Here is an 18,439-nt window from a genome sequence, read left to right as displayed (position 1 = left end):
GCTATGAACTTTGGGCACATCATTCAATACGCAACATTACTGTCGCTTCTGATGGGAGGTCTCGGCTTGGTTGTCGCTGTCGTGAATCACCGCGAGCAGGTGAAGACGCAGATCTTCCTCGCAATGTCTGCCAAGTATGACGAACTGTTGAAGAACTCTTCGGCGGCATTCTGGCTGAGTGTGCCAGTTGGCACAGAGCTTCCTGAGCGAACCGACGAGTTAATCATCTCGATGTTGCGATTCTGCACCCTGGTTTCGCTAACGCATCTGTTGTATCGTGAACGTCGCATACCAAAACGAATGTGGGAGCTAATGCTCCGTTCCGCGGAACGCAGGTTCCGCAGCCCCTTATTTGTGCGTGAGTGGGAGCATTTGAGGATCGAGTTCGAATCATTTCCGGAATTCGTCGCTCTTGTTACTTCAGTGCACCATATGCCGGCGTATATTGAAAGCCCTGTTGCCGGACCCGTGCGACTCGCACAGAAAGCAGGTCACCAGTCGCCATGCTGACATCCTCGGAGTTGAAGAAGATCCCCGTCTTCGCCTGCTTGAACGACGCGAACCTTATGTGGCTCTCGCAGCAGGCAGCCGATCTTCATCTGGAGCCGGGTGAGTATCTCATTCACGAAGGGGAGACCACCCCTTTTTTTGTCGTGATGGACGGAACCACGGAAGTGCTCAAAGATGTGATGGGGCGTCGAACCGAAGTCTCAGAGCACAAGCCAGGCGATTTCTTCGGCGAATTGGCCATTCTCATGGCAACGGCAGCTCCCGCCTCCGTCCGCGCGAAGACAGCTTGCCACTTGGCACGGCTAGATCCGCAACACCTCCAGGAATTGATCCGACGCTCGCCCGAGTGCAGCGCATTGATCTTACAGACGCTGAATGAGCGCGTACAAGTCGTGCAAAAGTACATGCTGAATCTTCCCTCCAGCCGCGTGCAGATAGTCGGATCGAAGTTTGATGACGACTGCCGGGAGATCCGCACCTTCCTGAGCATGAATCGAATCCCTTATGAGTGGGCCGACCGCGAACGTAGCGCACATCTCGCTCCGACTGACGAGGTCTGCGAGGTTGCTGGCCTATCCGTCGTCGTGGATGGTTCGTTCTGTGTCAGCCATCCTCCTACAGTTCGTAAGGTAGCGGAAGCGCTCGGATTCCAAACATCTCCCCATCGCCAAAGCTATGACGTGGTGATTATTGGCGGCGGCCCAGCGGGACTGGCGGCTGCCGTCTACGGAGCCTCGGAAGGCCTCAGTGTTTTGTTGGTCGAGCGCAGGGCTCCCGGCGGTCAGGCTGGCACATCTTCTCGTATCGAAAATTACCTCGGCTTCCCCAATGGCATCTCAGGAGACGACCTCAGTCAGCGCGCGTTCCGGCAGGCGATTAAGTTTGGAGCCGAAGTGATTCTCACCCGAGAAGCCCAGGAGATCATTCCGCAACCCGATGGCGCCTATACGATTGGACTCGACGGTGGCGACACGGTTGAGACAAAGACCGTCATCCTGGCGACCGGAGTTGATTGGCGCAGACTTGAGGCGGAGGGCGTCGATCGCTTCATCGGACGCGGAGTCTTGTATGGGGCCGCACGCACGGAGGCCCCCACGGTGGCAGGAAAGCGCGTCTTTATCATCGGCGGCGGCAACTCGGCCGGCCAGGCTGCCCTGTTCTTCGCGGATTACGCGAGTTCAGTGACTATGCTGGTCCGCGGCGAAGATCTGAGAAGAAGCATGTCGCAATACTTGATCGATCAGATCGCTCTCGTGCCGGGAATTCAGGTGGAGAAGGAAACTCAAGTGGTCTCTGCAGACGGCACGGACTGTTTGAAAGCAATTGAAACCCGGAGAGCGGGGGAGCCTGTCATCCGGCGGGCTGCAGATGCACTGTTTGTTATGATCGGCGCCGATGCAGTAACCCATTGGTTACCACCTCAACTCCAACGCCAAAACGGCTATGTCCTCACGGGTCGCGAGGTGAGCGACCAGCCAGGTTGGGCGGCAGATCGTACTCCATTTCTGCTGGAAACAAGTCTTCCGGGATTCTTCTGTGTAGGCGACGTTCGCTACAACTCAATCAAACGCGTTTCCAGCAGCGTAGGAGAAGGCAGCATGGCTGTCGCTTTCGTGCATCAATATCTCTCGTGCTGCTAACAGCCGAGCATTCGTTGAATAGCTACAACGCAACGTTCATCGGCTATAGCGTATAGGAGGCTGTCACCTGGACTCGGCGGGATATCATCGCTGGCTTCGACACAGGCATAGTTCTATTTCGAAGAGCTCTCGGCGGGTGGACAGAGGTTTACAAGGCAGAGGTCTGGGATACGATAAAATGCGCTGGAAGGGAAAGTTGTTGCGTTCTGGCGGGTGTCTCCCATATCAATCGCGCTTCATGCTCGGTCACTGCTTCGGGGCCAAGCCGACGCCCGGCGGCGCCATTGGCGGTTACCATACGCATCTCTGAGCTCTGAAAAAACGATCCGCGCAGCGCCTAGTTTCAACTTTCACAGCAGTGGGCAACGATTCCACTTGGGCGAATTTTCGGCTTCTCGCCAACTTGAATTCGAGCTGGCCACCTCATACCGATAAGTCAGTCACATTTGCGCGTAGCCGGTTTTTCGGCCACTTGCCGTAGTTTCTCTCGTCAATTAGAGAAATGAAACTTATCGAATCTTCCGAGGATCGCCGGGTGCGCCCTTAATCGAAGGAGATTATTTTCTCGGTTTGATTGTGATGCGAAAAGGAGTCTTGTGTTCAAATCCAGCCAAGGAATGGTATCAGTGCGCGGTCCAAGCAATTGCATTTACGAAGTACAATTCGACGAAATCAATTGTCAAACACTTCAGCACGGCGCGGTGGGCAGGCTCAAGTGAAAAGTTGCACCGCGCCCTGAGGAACCGACTGCCCATAAGCGCCCGCCATGCGACTCAATGATTGAACGGCTGACGCGAAGCCCCATGCCGGTGCCGTGGGGTTTGGTTGTAAAGAACGGTTCGAATGCCTGTTCCGCGAGCTTCGGCGGAAGTCCTACGCCGGTATCACTCACCGAAACAAGAACCTGCTCTTTTTCAACCCGCTGCGATTTGATGGCAAGCTCTCGTATTCCATCAACGTCTTTCATCGCTTCGATGCTGTTGATGATTAGATTCATCGCGACCTGCTGCAATTGCACGCGATCTCCAACGATCTGAGGAAGATCGGCTGCCAGTTCCGTCCGAACCGATATGTTGTATCGCACTGTCTCGCCGCGCAGGAGGGCGATGGTCTCTCGATTGATCTCGTTTACATCAATAACCTCTCGACTCAGGGCGCTCCGCTCGAATTGTGAGCGGATCCCGGAGACGGAAGCGGCACTGTCGATGGGGTTCGTGCGATGGGCAGAGCGCTTGAGCATCTACATCTTGGCTGGGCCTTGTGCGGGGCGGCGGTACGTCTTCCGTGCGTTTGGCAACTCGTCCAGTTGTTCATGGACGCGGCTGGTTTAGGCCCACGCGTGATCAGTTGCGAGTTGGACCTGAAACCGCAGCACACCGATCTAGAGTTGAACTCCACTCCATAATCAGACTTCAAGAGATCACACGTCGCTACATGCTGGCCCTCGTCCACGAGCGCAATGCCGTCATCAAGCAGATCGCAGAGTCCTCCGAGTGGCAGCACTGGCACTACGAAGCGCCATGACCCTGAGTCCCGATCAAGGTGGGGTCTTTGATGTTTTCCTCGGTCTGGTTCGTCATGGCCTCGGGGGACGACACTACCCGGTACCCTCACACTCCGGCTCTCTTGAGAATTGCTAGGATGCCTTTACGCATTCCAGGCCACCATATCTCAGCTGACTTGTTTTCCTTGCGTAGTTGCGTGGAACGGCCTGGAATCAGCCGACTACCGGAAAGCAGCGCCAAACCTGAGATCAATCCCTATCTCGATCACACCGCGCTTCCCTAGCACATCGCCGTACAATTGCCGATTGAAACTTTGGCGAGTGCAGTCTGACAATGGCATGCGCAGCCCTGTGGGGTATTCATTTCGAGTGAGCAGCCCAGAATTTGATATGAGAATCGTCAAGGCTCGAGATCGGCCATTGTGTTGAGCTAGAGCGGTCCCCTTTGGTCTTACAAAAAAACCCAGAGCGCCAGTGCCTCTCTTGGAAAGAAGAGGGACGCTGGCGCCCTTCTGATCTAAGTTACATTTCACCTATTTTCAAGAAGATAATTTCATCCTTAGTATGCGGCAATGCCGTTAAAACCAGCAAAGATCGGAAGATCGCCGGCCTCACCGATGTTGGTAAGAGCGCCATTTTGTTGAATTGCAAAGCTCCCGATCGTACCGGCACCAGAGTTCAGTGTGTATAGGTACTTCCCGTCCGCACTTACTGCGATGTCCAGGTTTGTAGCGCCTGCAGGATTCTCGCCGACAACCGTTCCCGGGAGTGGAGTCAAAGTGCCATTCGGGCCGATTGCAAATCCGGAGATGGTAGAACTTCCCGCGTTGGATACATAGACCTTTGTTCCGTCGGGGGTTACGACGTTCCAGCAGTTTGCCGCGCCAAGGGTCGGGATGCCTTGACTGATAGAAGCAAGCTTACCAGTGGAGAGAATCGAGTAGGAGGAAATTGCGGAACCATCGGTAGCGCCGGCAGGCCCAGTTTCAGAGACGATGGCCGATCCATTGGGGGCGAAGGTCACTGAGAATGCTCCGGGGTCAGGGCTTGGATTGACGACAATTGGGGCAAGCACGCCGTTCGGCTGAATCTGGAAGACGTCGACATTATTGGCTAAACGCTCCGTAACGGCGAGGAAACGACCATCCGGGCTAATAGCCAAAGACGCGCCGCCGGTGGCGTTGGCGGTGACGAATTTCGTGGAATCTTCGATCTGTGCCAACTGACCGTCAAAGCCCAATCGGAAGCCCACGACGCTTCCGGCCCCTCCTGAGTTTAAAACATAGACCAGGTTGTTATGCTGAGCCACGGCAACCGGTTGACTTCCACCAGAAGCGACCTTATGCAATAACGTCAAGAATGCATGGTGAACGCCGAAGACAGATATGTTTCCGCTGCCGGCGTTGACCGCGAAGAGGAGGGAGTGGTCGTGGCTAAGTGTGAGAGACCCTTGCGACTCGAGGGGATCGTTGACGCCGCCACTTCCACGGCCGTCAGTGTCGAATTCGCCGACATTGGAAAGGGTTCCGTTGGAGGCACGCTCGAAAGCGATGACCTTATTGTGGTCGGCAGCATTCGTCTCGATGAACACAGCTCCGGACTGATTTGATGATTGTGCGGCGCAAAGAATCGGCGATACAGCTCCGATCCCAACTATGGTCAACAACAGACCACGGGTTACTCTGAGCATTTCGACCTCTCGTAAGTGAAATGATATTGTGCACAGCGCCGAGCTATGATGAAAGAAACCTTACCTTTCAACCAGAGTCAGCGGATTGCACACTAGTTGGAGTCTAAGAGTTATAAAAGGTTACACGGTGCTGGCGTGTTTTACATCGATAGAACTGTTTGCACGATAACTGTGCACTCCGTCGAGCGCCCTCCATCCAACGAAAACACGCCTATCGCTGACCAATCAATTGGCACTGCAGTTCCAGGCGCTTCAAACCAGTCGAAGACTAACATCCAAAGTGGTTCAAAAAAAACGGTGCCGAACCCACGTCTGTGCCAAGCGCTCAGCCAGAAGGAGACAGAGAACGTTTGCAAGCCGGGTGGTGCTTTGCTGCTGCAAGTTCGATCCGCTTGCAGGCTATTTTTTGAACACCTGAATCATGAGCTGTTCTTGAACCTGATTCAGTTCTTTCAGTGTCGACTCCAAGACAAGCTGATCTTCGACGGGGCTTTCGCGGAGAATGCTTCTAAGTTGAAAGGAGCTCCGCCGTATAAGTAATTCGGCATCCTTGAGCTTCCTGCTGTCACCAGTCAGCCCAGTGCGAATATTCTCTATATCGCGCTGTGCGAGCTTAAGTGACTCAGAGGTCTGCCCGGGATCATCGGAATCGAACTGCTGGCCGGCTAGGTTCATCAGTTTGTTGACAAGCATGGCATAGAGAAAACATCGGTCTCTTGGCTCCGCTTGATCTGCCTTGACTTGAAGAGAAGCGAGGGCCCTTTGGCTGACACTTTGGCCTGACGCCGCTGCGTGAATGCAACTCAGGGGCAGAACTAACGCGACTACGGCAGCCGTCACACGCCACTTGCTGAGCCGCACAGGCAACTGGCCTTTACGACACCCAACGATTTCCGGCAGGTGTTCAAAGAAGGCCTTATTACTCGGCGTAGATGCACGGTGCATGCGCTTCGGCTGAAGGCTGCTGCCAAGTCGCCGCAGCGCCCGTTTCCAGACGAAGGAGACTGTTCCTATCACCTGACGATCTCCACAGATTGCGAGGAACAAAGCCGTCGCCCTACTCGCAATGTTCCTGAAAATGCCGCCCTGCAAGGAGTCTGCGCCCTGGCGCAATCGAGCCCTCTGCAATGTACCTTCACACTCAATAATCGAAGCGCGGCCAATGAAGGGCGGTTGTCGCTCGCATATGCGGGAATTCAACATTTCTCGTAATGGGATGGTTACCATGCATCCTTCTCTTTCTGCCGGAAGCGTCTCAATTTACAGTTCAGGCATCACATGGCCCGTGCATCGACTCTTTCGACCTCTTGTGTCACCCGCCAATTGAGATTTCAGCTTTTGCGCGGCTCGTGACAAGGTGGTTTTGACCGACGCTTCCGAGATACTTAGCCTCTCGCTCACGGTCCGCAGTTTCAGCCCACGGAAATATCTCAATTCAAATACTGCGCGTTCGCGAACCGTAAGTCTTCGTAAGGCGCGAAGGACATGAACCCCTTCTTCCCGGCGGAACAATTGATGTTCGGGTTGGTAAGCCAGCCTGTTGTCTGGGACTTGATCCAACAGGTTGTACTCCTCCCCATCGGCGCTCATTTCTATCGCGCTCTTCTCTTTGCGCCTTCTACTCTTCCGCAGATGATCAAAGCAAACATTGGTCACAATACGGTAGATCCAGGTTGAAACGGAGCACTCGAAACGGAAGCTGCCCAGCATCCTGTAAATTTTCAGAAATGCCTCTTGATAGATATCTTGGATATCGTTCTTCGACCCAGTAATACGGAACGCAAGTCTTAGTACAGCGCGATCATGGATATTCACCAGCTGTTCAAAAGCAATGTGGTTTCCGCTCTGCGCGTCGCGCATCAATGAGAAATCCCGCGTACGGCCTATCTGCTTCATTACCTTCTCCGATGCGACAACACTTTGAGTCTGGAGTCTGTGTAAACGCTAACGCGACGCCGTCGTGCTCGAAGGCCTTGCTTCGAAGTATCTGAGTTTCCGGTTCATCCCCGGCGTCGCGCTCATGGTGTTAAACTGGCGCTCGACGGCTTTATTCCCTCCACCGGAAACAGTTTGACCGTGGAAGCGCGGCAGGACGAAACTGCGGCCTTCTGGTCAGGAACCAGAGATGAAGCAGTGGACTCGGCGGAACACCTGAGAAGAAATGGTTCCGCTTCGCGCGACTGAAATAAATGTTGCTTGAATAGACCATCGCCGCTGCAGCATCGTTCAGGACGCGGCATTGCACGAACGGACTGGCTAGAATGGCCTCGATCAGGTAGTCGGACACTAGAACAAGAGACGCCGCCCGCAATATCCCTAAGAGCTAAGAGTTTGACTGGGCTCGCACCAGAGACGCAACGAGGAGTTCGAGCTCGGCAGGATTGACGTTGCTGACGGCAAGAATGCAGAGGTCTCGTGTGTTGGCGGAGTCAATCGTGAAACCCGCCTGGGTACTGCGCAGCGCAGTGACAGAGCCGTTTGCTCGCTGGATCAGGAAGATGGAAACCTGGTGCTTGTGAATAGTAAAGAGAAGCAGCGCTGCCGGTTGGCCGTTGAAATAGGTGAGGTCTGCACCTATGAGAGTGGTGTCTGGAGGCAAGGCTGAGCGAAGATTCCGACATCGTGGTGCAGGCGCAAGTCTTCAGGAACCGCACCGGGCTAAACTTTTTCCTTTTTCGCGCAAGATATGAACTAGATGCAGCCACTTTGGCCGCTGCATTTCCTTCTTCTCGCCTCTCTGCTGCCCTTCAATCTCAAGATCCAGTATGAGCTGTGGCACCATGTCGATTCCCGCGCAACGTATCATTGACTGGACCTAGCGATTCTCTTGGCTTAAAAAATGGGCCAGCTTCGTCCCAAATCACAGCTCGTCATCCGCAGTCATCGCGGAGTCCAACGAGACCTCAAACCGCACTTGGCAGTGCGAGCACATATCAGCTGGTTCACTCGATATAGCCCTTGCATGTGCATGCGGAACCCGCAGTTCAAACTATCTCAAGCGCGGACGCTGCGTGCCACCTGGCTGATTGGCCAGTTGACGCGCGTAGCGCTCGCTCATCTTGCGCCCAGATCCAGACCCGCTGCTGTGCTCACCTCGCATCGGTAATTCCTCAGACGCAGCGGGCCAGTTCGAGGCCGATCGTCGCGTAGGCCGTCACAGAGATCTCAAAAAGGTGAGCAACGCCTCTCTCTCCTCGGGCTCCATTTCCCTAAAGTGCCGAGCCGGCTCGTGTGCTTCTTCCTCATGACGCAAGATAGCGTCTGTAAGCGACAGCGATCTCAGGTCGTGCATGAAGCGCGCCTTTGTACGCAAACCCCAGAGTGGCGCGGTTCTCAACTTATTTGCCGTGTCTTGCGGGCCGACTTGGACAATTCCATCTCCGGTCCCGATGTCATGCAACAAGAAGTCGCTGAAAGGATGGATGATCTTGTCACCCAGCGCCTCTGGAACTGTAAACATGCCCCCGTCGATGGCTGTCCCAGCTGGCGCTGTAGTGATGGATTGCACGTGGCAAACGCTGCAACCGATTTGATGAAATAGCTGTTGGCCCCTTAGCGCTGCAGGGGTCGTGGCAAGGGCCGTGTCTCGAGGCGGTACCATGGTGCCACGTATGAACTGAGCAAAGTGATCGATATCGGCCAAGCCGAGGTTATCTGGCTGATCGTTAATGCCCGTCGTGGTATTGAGAACTTGAGTAACCTCCGTGGGGCGTAGTCGATTGGTGATTCCCATCTCATTGAGATAGGCGTCCGCAATAAACGAGAGCAAACTGCTGTGCTGGTCTTTCCAGCCAAAGCGTCCCACGCGGGTCTGCCCAGGAGCTTCAAAGATCGGCGCCTGGACAACCTCACCATGAATTCTACCTTCGCTCAATTGCGCTTGTTGCTCCGCGATCTCGATCAAAGTCTGATCGTCGATGGCTTCGACAAATCCATCCCCCAGAGTGTTGAGGGCGGCGCGCAGGGTGCGAATGTTCTCTGTCGCAGGGATGTGTTCCTGCGCCTGCGGACCAATCGCGCGATCATTGACAATCGACCTGCCGGTAATCGTGTTCTTGCCGTCATTGATAAAGACGGTCGGGTTTACGAAGTTGCCATTTGCATCCTTGTGTCCAACCCGAAGTTCCGTGATCTGGCTGGCTGCCCCACTATTCGGATTCTGATGACAAGTGACACAACTGGTGGCGTTATACACAGGCCCAAGCCCGCCGGCCACCGTCTCATTCTCCTCATAGATCTGCTGATCCAGCGCGAATGTGTCTCCGGCTGGCTCGACAATTCCGTTGCTGATACTGTGTTGTCCGTTGAAACTAGGAGTGTTGAATCCGGCTGGCGCTTCAGTTGCCGACTTCGCTGCGACTCTAACGAATCCTGTGCCTAACGCGATTGATGCCGCGAGAAGGCAAGAACAAAGGAAAACCTTACTCCGAGGGGATATGAGCATGAACCTTCCTCCGAAAAATACCGCAGTCTATGCGGGTGCGAGACATAAGCTGACCGATCCGTTGACCTCGAATGCTGAGAGCTGCGACCTGACGATCGAGAGCCGCGGGCCTAGAGCCACAAGTCCTGTACTCATCCCAACTGGATTGCGCGAGAATTATTCCCACAGCGAAGCAGAAAAATCTTGTAAGTCATCGTGACAGATGATGGCTTGCAGTAAAAACTGCGCTGATGGCAATGGGTCGGCAATTCGAGTGAAAAGCCCGTGGATTGCAGAGAATGGTTGCGAGTCAAGACTCCTGCGGGTTCTAACCTTCTTCAACTGCTCTAGAAATAGATCGAGGGGCGGCTCTTCGCTTCATTATTAGCTCTGCCGATAGCAAGCAAGAACTGCAGGCGAAGAGGATTCCTCTTCGCCTGCGAGTTCGCTGCGTTGCGTTGTTTAGAATTGCGCCTTGAGAGCAAATTGGTACTCTCGTGGAGTGTAGTTGGGATCGGTCTGCGAGATGCCTCCGAAGGCCGGGTTTCCGAAGCTTGCTCCGCTGCTGCCATTTCCGATGTAGAAGTTCGGCGTGTTCGAGATATTGAAGCTCTCTGCTCGGAACTGCAACTTTACACCTTCCTTGACCGCAAAGTCCTTGAAGATGGAGAGGTCGACATGACGGAAATCAGGTCCGAACTGCGAGTTGCGCTGGGTGTTTCCAATCGTTCCGAGTGGTTGAGGGGCGAAGGCCGTAGGATCGAAGAATTCGGCCAGACTCTTATTGTTGACGTGAGGATTCTTGATCTGGTTGGGACGATCCTGACCTCCGCTGTTAAGTGGGGTGGCGCGATTGTTGTAGCCATGCTGCTCGCCATCGCTTTCGAGAGGGTTATCGGCGCCGCTGCCGGTCTCGGTAATGGTGAACGGTTTACCGCTCTGCCATGCAGAGATAGCATTGGCTTGCCATCCGGAGAGAGCAATCTTCTTGACGCCAGTAAAGTTCTTTCCGTACTGCAGCTGATAGTTAAGCGAGAGAGCGAAGCGGTTTTGAATGTCGTTCTCCGCAATGCCGTACTCGATCTGACGGATGTGGTTTGGATCGGCATTGCTCCAACCTTGGTTACCGCCTTGCTGAGAAAAGCCGGTGATGTCACTCAATCCCTTGCCCCACGTATAGTTCGCATCGAAGGCCAGACCCTCGCTAAAGCGGCGCTGGAAAGATGTCTGTAAAGCGTTATAGTTCGAGACACCCTCGCTTTGGATGTAACTCACCCCAGCGAGATTGGGCAACTGATTGTTGAGCGGACGAGCCGACCCAGCGGGATTGGTGATGGGATTGAATGGTGCAGGCTGGTTGATGTTATTGATGGATTCCGGCAGATGCTGGCCAATGTTCCCGACGTAGCCAACCGTGACGACGTTAGCGCCCCACTGTCGTTCAACCTGCAGATTGAACTGCTGAATGAGAGCCGACCTGAATTTGGGAGCTTCGGCTACGAACGACAGAGCGGGGATATTCGCAAGATTAGAAATACTTGGGGCCGAGGGAACAGGCAGCCCCTGGTCAAAGGCCGTTGGCGCGCCTACCACAGTTGCGCAGCTTGGGTTTTGCGAAGCAGGATTGATTCCCTGGTCCTGTTCAATTTGTACGGCTAAGCTGGACTGGCAATTAGGGCTGAACACAGAGGTAAACGGGGCATTCTTCAGATCGGCGTTGGAGGTGTAATTGCCGGGAAAGAAGCTGAGTCCGTAGCCTCCGCGCACAACTGTTAACGGCGTCAGCGACAGCGAGAAACCGAGGCGTGGAGCGAAGTTGGAATAGTCGGTCGGAATGTTAACGTGTCCGTCGACGCCGTTCACGCCAGCGATCTTGAGTGCATCCGTGACATTTGCCGAAGTGGACAAAAGCGCCTGCGGAAAGTCAAAGTTCGAGATACGGTTGTGCGCTTCCGTGAAGGGCGTAAACACGTCGTAGCGAAAACCGCCAATGATCGTGAGCTTCGAGTTGACCTTCCAACTGTCTTGCACAAAGCCGCTCGATTCGTAACTGCGATAGTCGGGCGGGTTCAGGTTGAAGTTGCGCGTATCGTTTTGAAAGGCGCCAACCAGGGTTGATGCTAGCTGGTTGTCCTGCTGTGTCGTCAGATCTGCGTTGCTGTCGGTTACAAGACCGAATCCATATGCTCCGGCTGCGGAGGCGCTTTGCACGTTTCTGGCCTGTCTACGCAGAAAGCTTCCACCAGCCTTGATGTTGTGATTGCCTTTCGTCCAGCTAATTGTACCGGCGTACTGGAAAGTGTTGTCGATATCCTGAAGAGGCACGAACGCGCCATCGCCAAGATCTGAGAAAGGACCTACCGATACTGGGGTCAGAGAGTTTGCGAAGGGACTGAAGGAAGTCTGGATCGCGGGAAAGCCGACCGTCGCATCCGCGCCGGCGCCAAAGTTGAGCGGGAGAGAGAGGTTGTTGATATGAGTGAACGCCGCCCTCAAGTCAAGCAGGAGGCTTGGGGTAAAGATGTGCGTGTAACCCAAGGCATACTGCTGGGCCACATCGGTTGCGGGACCGTCAAAGTCGAACCTGCCTCCGCTAATCTGAAGACCATTCACGGTGCCCAGTCCAGGCGGTGTGAAAGTGGCAATGTTGTTGTACGCAAAGCGTCCGAAGACTAAGTTCCGGTCGTTGAGTTTATGATCGACCCGAGCGTCGTAGGTATTGCTGAACTGCGTCTTGTTGGGGCTGATTGTGAAGTTATTTGTCAATTGGCCAGCCCCGCCAGTGTTAGGCGCTGGAAACAGCTTCAGATAGTTCAATGCGACTGGGTCAATGGCGAGTCCTGCTGTGCCATTCGCTGCCGATAGCAGCGCCTGGGGGCTACCTCCACCAATGCTGTTGATGTCGTTGTACTCCGTTAGCGTAGGCACGGTCTTGACATAAGTAACGCCCGAAACCACCCGCAATCCCTCATAGTCGAAGTAGAAAAAGGTCTTGTCTTTGATCACAGGACCACCGATGCTGCCGCCGAACTGGTTCTGACGCAGTTCGGGCTTGGCTCCGGTCGTCTGGAAGACGTTACGGCCGTCAAAGATATCGTTGCGGAAGAACTCGTAGGCGCTGCCATGGAACTGATTCGTTCCAGAGCGCGTGACGACATTGATCACGCCACCGGCCGTGCGGCCAGCTTCCGGCGCGTAGCTGTTGGTCTGAACCGTGATCTCTTGAATACCTTCGACGTTGGGCTTGACTCCGATCGATCCGATAATACGTTCGTTGTCGTCGATACCGTCGACCACCCAGTTGTTGAGCGTATCGTCCTGTCCGTTGACAGAAATGCCGGCAGCATTGGTGCGCCGGTCGTCAGGCCGGCCACCACTGCTTAGCCCGTTGCCGGGCCCTTCGTTCGCCCCGGGAACAAGCTGCACAAGCTGAACGAAGTTGCGGCCGTTAAGCGGAAGGTCCTGGACAGCCATTGAGGTAACCGTAGAACTCACCGTAGCACTGTCGGCCTGCAGAAGAGGTGTACTTGCAGTGACTTCGACCACAGTGGACGCGGAGCCGAGTTGGAGGCGGACGTCGTCTCGCGCGCGATCCCCTGCTTCAATCGCCAGATCTTTTGTGATTGATACCTGAAAACCGTCGGCTTTGACGGTGACTGAGTAATGGCCGACAGGCAGAAGTGTGAAACTGTAGTCGCCGGAGCCATTAGACTGGGCTGCGCGGGCCTCGTTCGTCCCAAGGTTGATGAGGGTTATATTGGCATTGGGAACGGCTGCGCCTGAGGCATCGCTGACCGTTCCAAGGATATCGGCAGTAGTCAGCTGCGCAAAGACTGGAGAAGTAAGTAAAGCTAAGATCGTCAGACAGAAAATTGACGTCTTAAGTTGTTGAGAGAGTGTTCGCCCGCACTGGCCAAAGCGGAGCATTGCCATTTGTTTTTGACTGCTCATAGTTTCCATCCCGGTTTCACCGTTTGATTGAACGTTGTTGTTTAGGCGTCTTGTAGAACGCCCGAGTCTCAAGGCCTCAGAGCGGCAATGTCAGGTAACCTGTGTCGGCGCAAGGGTACGAGCACAATTACTGCGCACCATTCCTGGGCCTGAATCGATAAATCGCCGTACATGTACCGCCTACAACCGGTCGTTGCCCTTGTCCAAATTGGAACTAGGCATGGACTACCCCGTAGGACTTTGAGTCGACTCCGGGGCTCGTTGTTGGTGATCCATCTGGGGAGACCTCAGCGACATAGGTGCCCGCCTGCCTATGAGTCATGTATAGAAGTAAACTGGGGATGAGTTAGTTTATTCCGAGCAAGCAGATATGGCTCAGATTGGAGTTGAGACATGATTTGTATTCGCTGCGGAGCCGATTCAGGCTTTCACAAATCGTCTCGCTTAATAGCCGTCCGATCCTTAACGCTGCGTCAGTGGAGAAAGTTCGGACGATTTGATTTTTTATAACAATACGAGCGCGAGTGTTGTGCGGACTTCACCGAAGCCGGTAGCGGCGTACCGCAATTTCTTTGCTGCCGCGATCTCCGCAAGAACATTCGCACTGTGATGATCTAGGTCCTCATCCACACTCGGCGTTGACGAGTTGGATGGCGGCCGATAGAACAAGAGGTACCGCCAGCGGAAACACGACACCAGTATGAAATCGAATTTCATACTGGTGTCAGGCTCGGGGCGTTGCCGTTCAGCAATACCCCGACTCTCTGGAACTGATTGCAATTCAAGGCAATCGGTTAGCGATGGGCTGCATCCGCCTCGACAGCCAGAGTGTTGAGCACCGCAAGGAACTTCTTGCTTTGACCGAAGAAAAGTCCGTCGGCCGTGAAGCTGGCGATTGTAGCAACAGCCCCGCCAAACCGATCTGTCAATGGACGAATGATTGAGACATGGGGCAGGTCAGGGCTTATGAATTCACATGGCACCGGGAAGATTAGGCTCGGTTGAACCAGGCTGGCCGGCTTGAGTGGCGGGTTGGCGAAGAAGTCGGGAAAGGTTAAGCCAGAGTCTGTAACCGGCGCCACCGGAGCCTGCACTCCGTTGCCAGCAAAATCGACCCATTCCAGAAAGTGCGCGACTTCATCTCCGCCAATGCCCAGCGTGATCCGCACCACTTCCGGATGCTTCGCCTTCTGATTCATGGCCGCGTATAAACTGGAACCTCCTTGCTCGATGTATCCGAAGTGAAACGCCGCTGTGTTCGCGATCACCTGAATGTGATTGGCGTTGTTGAAGTCCGCGTCCGTGATGGGAATAGCGGTGCGGTTGTTGATTTTGATCGCTTGAGGAAATGTTGCGCCGAAGTCTGGATTGGTTGCGCTGCGATAACGAACAAACCAGCTGGTGTCGACATTGAGGTGCATGAGGTTAGTGAGACGTCCGATGTCCTGCGCTCCCGTTGCCTGACTTCCCTGGAGTATGCGGAACTCATCGAAGTTGACCGGCTCGGCGCCTTTGGACTCGAGGTAGGCATTGAGGAAAGTAGCGTGGCTTACTTCATCCAACGTATTGCTGGTGATGTATTGCGGACCGTCTGAATCGAGGTTTGAGAGCGCAGCCTGATATGGGTTCAACTGTTCATTCGGATCGATTTCGATAGGCGGATTGTCGCCGATACCACCCAATTCCGAATACTGGATCCAAAGGTCCGCTTCAATGAGTTCTGCCGCGGCCAGAAACCGCAGAATGGCGATGTCGCCTGCATCCAGATGACCGTCTTCCCTGCTATCTTGAGCCCGCGCTAGGGTGGCATTTGATAACAAACCGGCGCCAATTGTAGCTGCGCCACCTGCCAGAAGACCGCCCCTCATAAAAGAGCGGCGGTCGACTGAACGCCTGGTGTTGCTTATGGGATTTTCCATACTCGATCTACCTGTCCTGACTCGTGTTTGTCGATGAGCATCTCTGACAAGATTTGCAAATCTCTGACGTCGTAAACTGACGTGCTCCCGATTTATTCCATAAGATTCCGATTTATTCCCTAATCGCCCACGCAAGCACGTTTCGTGTTTATTTTCCCTGGGTTTCTCACGCGTCATTCTGCCAATTCGCAGAGATTTCCGATTGTCCAGGACCGCATGAAGTAAGTACCGTTCTGGATCGGTGCAACTCGTTCGGGGCTCATTTGATGGCCAGACCGATTGGAGATTTGTTGTCATGAACGGCCAATCCTGCTTCGAACCGCAACGGTCCGACGAGATCACGTACGCTTCGCCGACTCACTCACTTCGCTGGGGGACGACAGGCCGGAATTTATTTACTCTACCAATGGCGAGTTCTCAATCTCCCCTCTCAATGGGATCCTCGAGAAAAGGCGCGCTCAGCCACAGCACTCGCCATTGTTTACTCAATAGCACTGCATCTCAAGCAAACAGAACCAACTCCTCCTCCCATAGGGAATCCGAATCCTCACTAGCCGGCACAAGCATGAAGACTTGGGGATAGCTCGGAATGGCTGAGAATGGCCTCGTACGGAGTGGCCGGGCCCCAGAAGGTTCCAGCGTCGTCCGGATTTCTCCAATCGCGTTGGCGCGGCTAAAGTGCCTGAATACGTCATTGGCTGTGTCCTCTACGCGAACTCCCGGCTTGTGCAATTCTCGGACTGCCTTCGCGGCCAGCTTTACAAAGAGATAGCGATTGGAGACATGGAGTGTCGCTCCAAAAATCAGGTCGGATCGCATTGAAACCTCCGGATGAAGCGAATGCAGTTACCTTTACGCTGAAAGACCGAAAGCCATCCGCTCGACGCCCTTCATCAACTCACGGATCGCCGGCTTCAGATAGTTGACAAGGTTCAAGAAGTTCTCGATGAGACAAACCATGGAAAGGGCCGGATTGGAAGTGGCAAATCTCACGCAATCTGCTCCGGTGAACACTGCGCGCCATCCTTACTGGCCCGCGCCACGTAGATGGAACTTGCGGAGATGTGCGGGTGCGGTCCATGAGCGGTGGCGAACGGTATCGAAATCTTGAATAGTGTGCCCCTCGCGCATGTTCCATCGAAGTAAATCTCCCCACCATGTTCGTCGACAATCTTCTTCGCAATAGCGAGACCGAGTCCGCTCCCATTCGTTTTTCCATAGCTGACGAATGGTAGAAAGACGGACTGCCGAATCGCTGCCGGGATACCAGGTCCGTTGTCCCAGACTTCGATTTGCAAACGGGCTCTGTTGCCTGCGGTGTTGACGACGATCTGCCCCGATTCAGGCGAAACTGCCTCGCAAGCATTCAAAACCAAGTTAGCGACCAGCCGTTCGAACCGGCTGGAGTCGAACCACCCCATAGCGATGCCTTGATGGTGATGAGTGATGCTGATTCGGCGAAACTCCTGTCTCACGCTCGTCATTCGGATCGCACGTCTTACGGTCTCAACGATACTTCGCCTGGCAGGCCGGAGAGTGTCCGCGTTCTGGGCGCATGCGACCAGCGACGACACCATCTCATTCATCCGGTCGACCGCCAAACGGATCTCCTGGTAGAGTTCATCTTTTTCCTCTACAGTTAACTTCGATTGTGCGAGAAATTCTGCATTGGCAAGTATGGCAGCCAGAGGAAGACGGAGATCGTGGGAAATGAGCGCGAGACTCCTGGTCAAGGCAGACAGCGGCTCCCGGGACGCATCGCTCCCGTGACCGCTCTGGAACGATCCAGCCGTGAACAACCGTTGCTTGGGCAAAGCTTGCTGCGTCATTTCAATCCTTTCCATCGCGTGCAAAGGCCGAAAACTCAAAGGGAGAAACCTCTTCGCATTTGGGCTTGGACATGCACTCCTTTGTAATGCCGATTTGGTTAAGCCCCGTTCTCGATCTCTTCTGCCGTAAAACGGATGAATGAGCAAAATACAGAAACGGCTATGCAGTTCTTTCGAGAATGGATACCCGCACCGCCATACGAATCGTCCGCCCGTACGAAGTAGGATGAGAGCTGGTTGAGCAAAGCATGCACATCACGGCAGTTGCTCCCTCCTTTCCTGTTAATTCAGAGGTGCGGATTGTCGATAGTGATCCATTTCCGCAGGCTGGAGTGCCTCTCGAATTGCCTTGCGCGCTCTGGCTAATCGGGACATGACCGTGCCTATTGGAATTTCGAGGATTTCCGCAATCTCTTTATAGGCAAGATCTTCTACATCACACAATAAAATCACTTCTCGAGATCTCAGCGGCAGTCGCTCAATTGCGCTTCGGATGGCAGCGATATTGGATCTCTCGATAAAGAGCGATTCGGGACTGATGCACTGAGCGCGCGACAACGGGAGCTCCTCCTCGTTCTTTAACTCGACAGTCATTCGCCGTTCCAGCGTTGAACGTGAACTGAGAAATGTGTTTCTGAGAATGCGAAACATCCACGCCCGAAAGTCGGTGCCGGACTGAAACGAACCGAAATTGCGGAGGGCCTTCAGAAAGGTTTCCTGAACAAGGTCCTCGGCCTCGATCTCGTTTCGTACCAGCCAGCGCGCCAGGTTGTAAACCGAACTCACGAGAGGCATCGCCAATTCCTCAAACTCTGACACCGCTTGGCGCTCGCGCAACTTCGCTGTCCTCGATGGAGTCACCTTCACGCGGTCGAATCCGATTCGTCTCATTTGTTTCTCCCGAATCACGTTGAGCCCGTCGTGACATCCAATCTGGGGTGCACCCGCTCGCCTGGTCAATGTACCGCAACTG

Annotated in this window: 14 protein-coding genes; 2 read left to right on the top strand and 12 right to left on the bottom strand. The window is 54.3% G+C overall.

From position 1 onward, the window contains the following. Positions 1 to 3: 3 nt before the first annotated feature. Entirely contained in the window at positions 4 to 510 is a 507-nt protein-coding gene (locus OHL23_RS08035) for a hypothetical protein (RefSeq protein WP_263351746.1), read from the top strand. Next, the gene (locus OHL23_RS08030; RefSeq protein ID WP_263351263.1) at positions 504 to 2,150 is read left to right on the top strand and encodes an FAD-dependent oxidoreductase; all 1,647 of its coding nucleotides are present in this window, start codon (positions 504 to 506) and stop codon (positions 2,148 to 2,150) included. Before OHL23_RS08035 ends, OHL23_RS08030 begins: the two co-directional genes overlap by 7 nt. Positions 2,151 to 2,838: 688 nt before the next feature. Here OHL23_RS08030 and OHL23_RS08025 read toward each other — a convergent pair. The 12 genes from OHL23_RS08025 to OHL23_RS07970 all read right to left on the bottom strand — a co-directional run bounded on the left by OHL23_RS08025 (position 2,839) and on the right by OHL23_RS07970 (position 18,357). Beyond that, complete coding sequence (locus OHL23_RS08025) at positions 2,839 to 3,390, bottom strand: sensor histidine kinase (RefSeq protein ID WP_263351262.1); 552 nt, start codon at positions 3,388 to 3,390, stop codon at positions 2,839 to 2,841. A gap of 823 nt (positions 3,391 to 4,213) precedes the next feature. Beyond that, complete coding sequence (locus OHL23_RS08020) at positions 4,214 to 5,344, bottom strand: lactonase family protein (RefSeq protein ID WP_263351261.1); 1,131 nt, start codon at positions 5,342 to 5,344, stop codon at positions 4,214 to 4,216. Positions 5,345 to 5,743: 399 nt separating this feature from the next. Beyond that, the gene (locus tag OHL23_RS08015; RefSeq protein ID WP_263351260.1) at positions 5,744 to 6,361 is read right to left on the bottom strand and encodes a hypothetical protein; all 618 of its coding nucleotides are present in this window, start codon (positions 6,359 to 6,361) and stop codon (positions 5,744 to 5,746) included. A 243-nt stretch (positions 6,362 to 6,604) separates the two neighbouring features. Further along, complete coding sequence (locus tag OHL23_RS08010) at positions 6,605 to 7,240, bottom strand: RNA polymerase sigma factor (protein WP_263351259.1); 636 nt, start codon at positions 7,238 to 7,240, stop codon at positions 6,605 to 6,607. A gap of 427 nt (positions 7,241 to 7,667) precedes the next feature. Then, a complete protein-coding gene (locus OHL23_RS08005) occupies positions 7,668 to 7,943 on the bottom strand; it encodes a hypothetical protein (RefSeq protein WP_263351258.1) in 276 nt (91 codons plus the stop codon). A gap of 555 nt (positions 7,944 to 8,498) precedes the next feature. Further along, the gene (locus OHL23_RS08000) at positions 8,499 to 9,788 is read right to left on the bottom strand and encodes a di-heme oxidoredictase family protein (protein ID WP_263351257.1); all 1,290 of its coding nucleotides are present in this window, start codon (positions 9,786 to 9,788) and stop codon (positions 8,499 to 8,501) included. A gap of 441 nt (positions 9,789 to 10,229) precedes the next feature. Further along, positions 10,230 to 13,718, bottom strand: coding sequence for a TonB-dependent receptor (locus tag OHL23_RS07995; RefSeq protein WP_263351256.1), 3,489 nt, complete (start codon positions 13,716 to 13,718; stop codon positions 10,230 to 10,232). Between the two features lie 794 nt (positions 13,719 to 14,512). Further along, positions 14,513 to 15,637, bottom strand: a complete 1,125-nt coding sequence (locus OHL23_RS07990; RefSeq protein WP_263351255.1) for a hypothetical protein — start codon at positions 15,635 to 15,637, stop codon at positions 14,513 to 14,515. Between the two features lie 501 nt (positions 15,638 to 16,138). Beyond that, complete coding sequence (locus OHL23_RS07985; protein WP_263351254.1) at positions 16,139 to 16,456, bottom strand: hypothetical protein; 318 nt, start codon at positions 16,454 to 16,456, stop codon at positions 16,139 to 16,141. Positions 16,457 to 16,489: 33 nt separating this feature from the next. Beyond that, positions 16,490 to 16,630 (bottom strand): hypothetical protein, encoded by a 141-nt coding sequence (locus OHL23_RS07980; RefSeq protein WP_263351253.1) that lies wholly within the window; start codon positions 16,628 to 16,630, stop codon positions 16,490 to 16,492. Next, on the bottom strand, positions 16,627 to 17,466 hold the full coding sequence (locus tag OHL23_RS07975) for a sensor histidine kinase (RefSeq protein ID WP_263351252.1): 840 nt from the start codon (positions 17,464 to 17,466) through the stop codon (positions 16,627 to 16,629). Before OHL23_RS07975 ends, OHL23_RS07980 begins: the two co-directional genes overlap by 4 nt. Positions 17,467 to 17,748: 282 nt before the next feature. Further along, positions 17,749 to 18,357, bottom strand: coding sequence for a sigma-70 family RNA polymerase sigma factor (locus OHL23_RS07970; protein WP_263351251.1), 609 nt, complete (start codon positions 18,355 to 18,357; stop codon positions 17,749 to 17,751). Between the last annotated feature and the right edge of the window lie 82 nt (positions 18,358 to 18,439).

The organism is Acidicapsa acidisoli, assembly GCF_025685625.1.
Classification (GTDB): Bacteria; Acidobacteriota; Terriglobia; order Terriglobales; family Acidobacteriaceae; genus Acidicapsa; species Acidicapsa acidisoli.
Note: the sequence above shows the minus strand (reverse complement) of the source record. Positions and strands in the feature narration are given on the sequence as shown.

Coding starts and splice junctions, on each gene's coding strand:
- OHL23_RS07995 (WP_263351256.1), bottom strand. CDS start 13,718: ATGAGCAGTCAAAAACAAATGGCAATGCTCCGCTTTGGCCAGTGCGGG.
- OHL23_RS08020 (WP_263351261.1), bottom strand. CDS start 5,344: ATGCTCAGAGTAACCCGTGGTCTGTTGTTGACCATAGTTGGGATCGGA.
- OHL23_RS08035 (WP_263351746.1), top strand. CDS start 4: ATGAACTTTGGGCACATCATTCAATACGCAACATTACTGTCGCTTCTG.
- OHL23_RS07970 (WP_263351251.1), bottom strand. CDS start 18,357: ATGAGACGAATCGGATTCGACCGCGTGAAGGTGACTCCATCGAGGACA.
- OHL23_RS07985 (WP_263351254.1), bottom strand. CDS start 16,456: ATGCGATCCGACCTGATTTTTGGAGCGACACTCCATGTCTCCAATCGC.
- OHL23_RS07975 (WP_263351252.1), bottom strand. CDS start 17,466: ATGACGCAGCAAGCTTTGCCCAAGCAACGGTTGTTCACGGCTGGATCG.
- OHL23_RS08030 (WP_263351263.1), top strand. CDS start 504: ATGCTGACATCCTCGGAGTTGAAGAAGATCCCCGTCTTCGCCTGCTTG.
- OHL23_RS08010 (WP_263351259.1), bottom strand. CDS start 7,240: ATGAAGCAGATAGGCCGTACGCGGGATTTCTCATTGATGCGCGACGCG.
- OHL23_RS07990 (WP_263351255.1), bottom strand. CDS start 15,637: ATGGAAAATCCCATAAGCAACACCAGGCGTTCAGTCGACCGCCGCTCT.
- OHL23_RS08025 (WP_263351262.1), bottom strand. CDS start 3,390: ATGCTCAAGCGCTCTGCCCATCGCACGAACCCCATCGACAGTGCCGCT.
- OHL23_RS08000 (WP_263351257.1), bottom strand. CDS start 9,788: ATGCTCATATCCCCTCGGAGTAAGGTTTTCCTTTGTTCTTGCCTTCTC.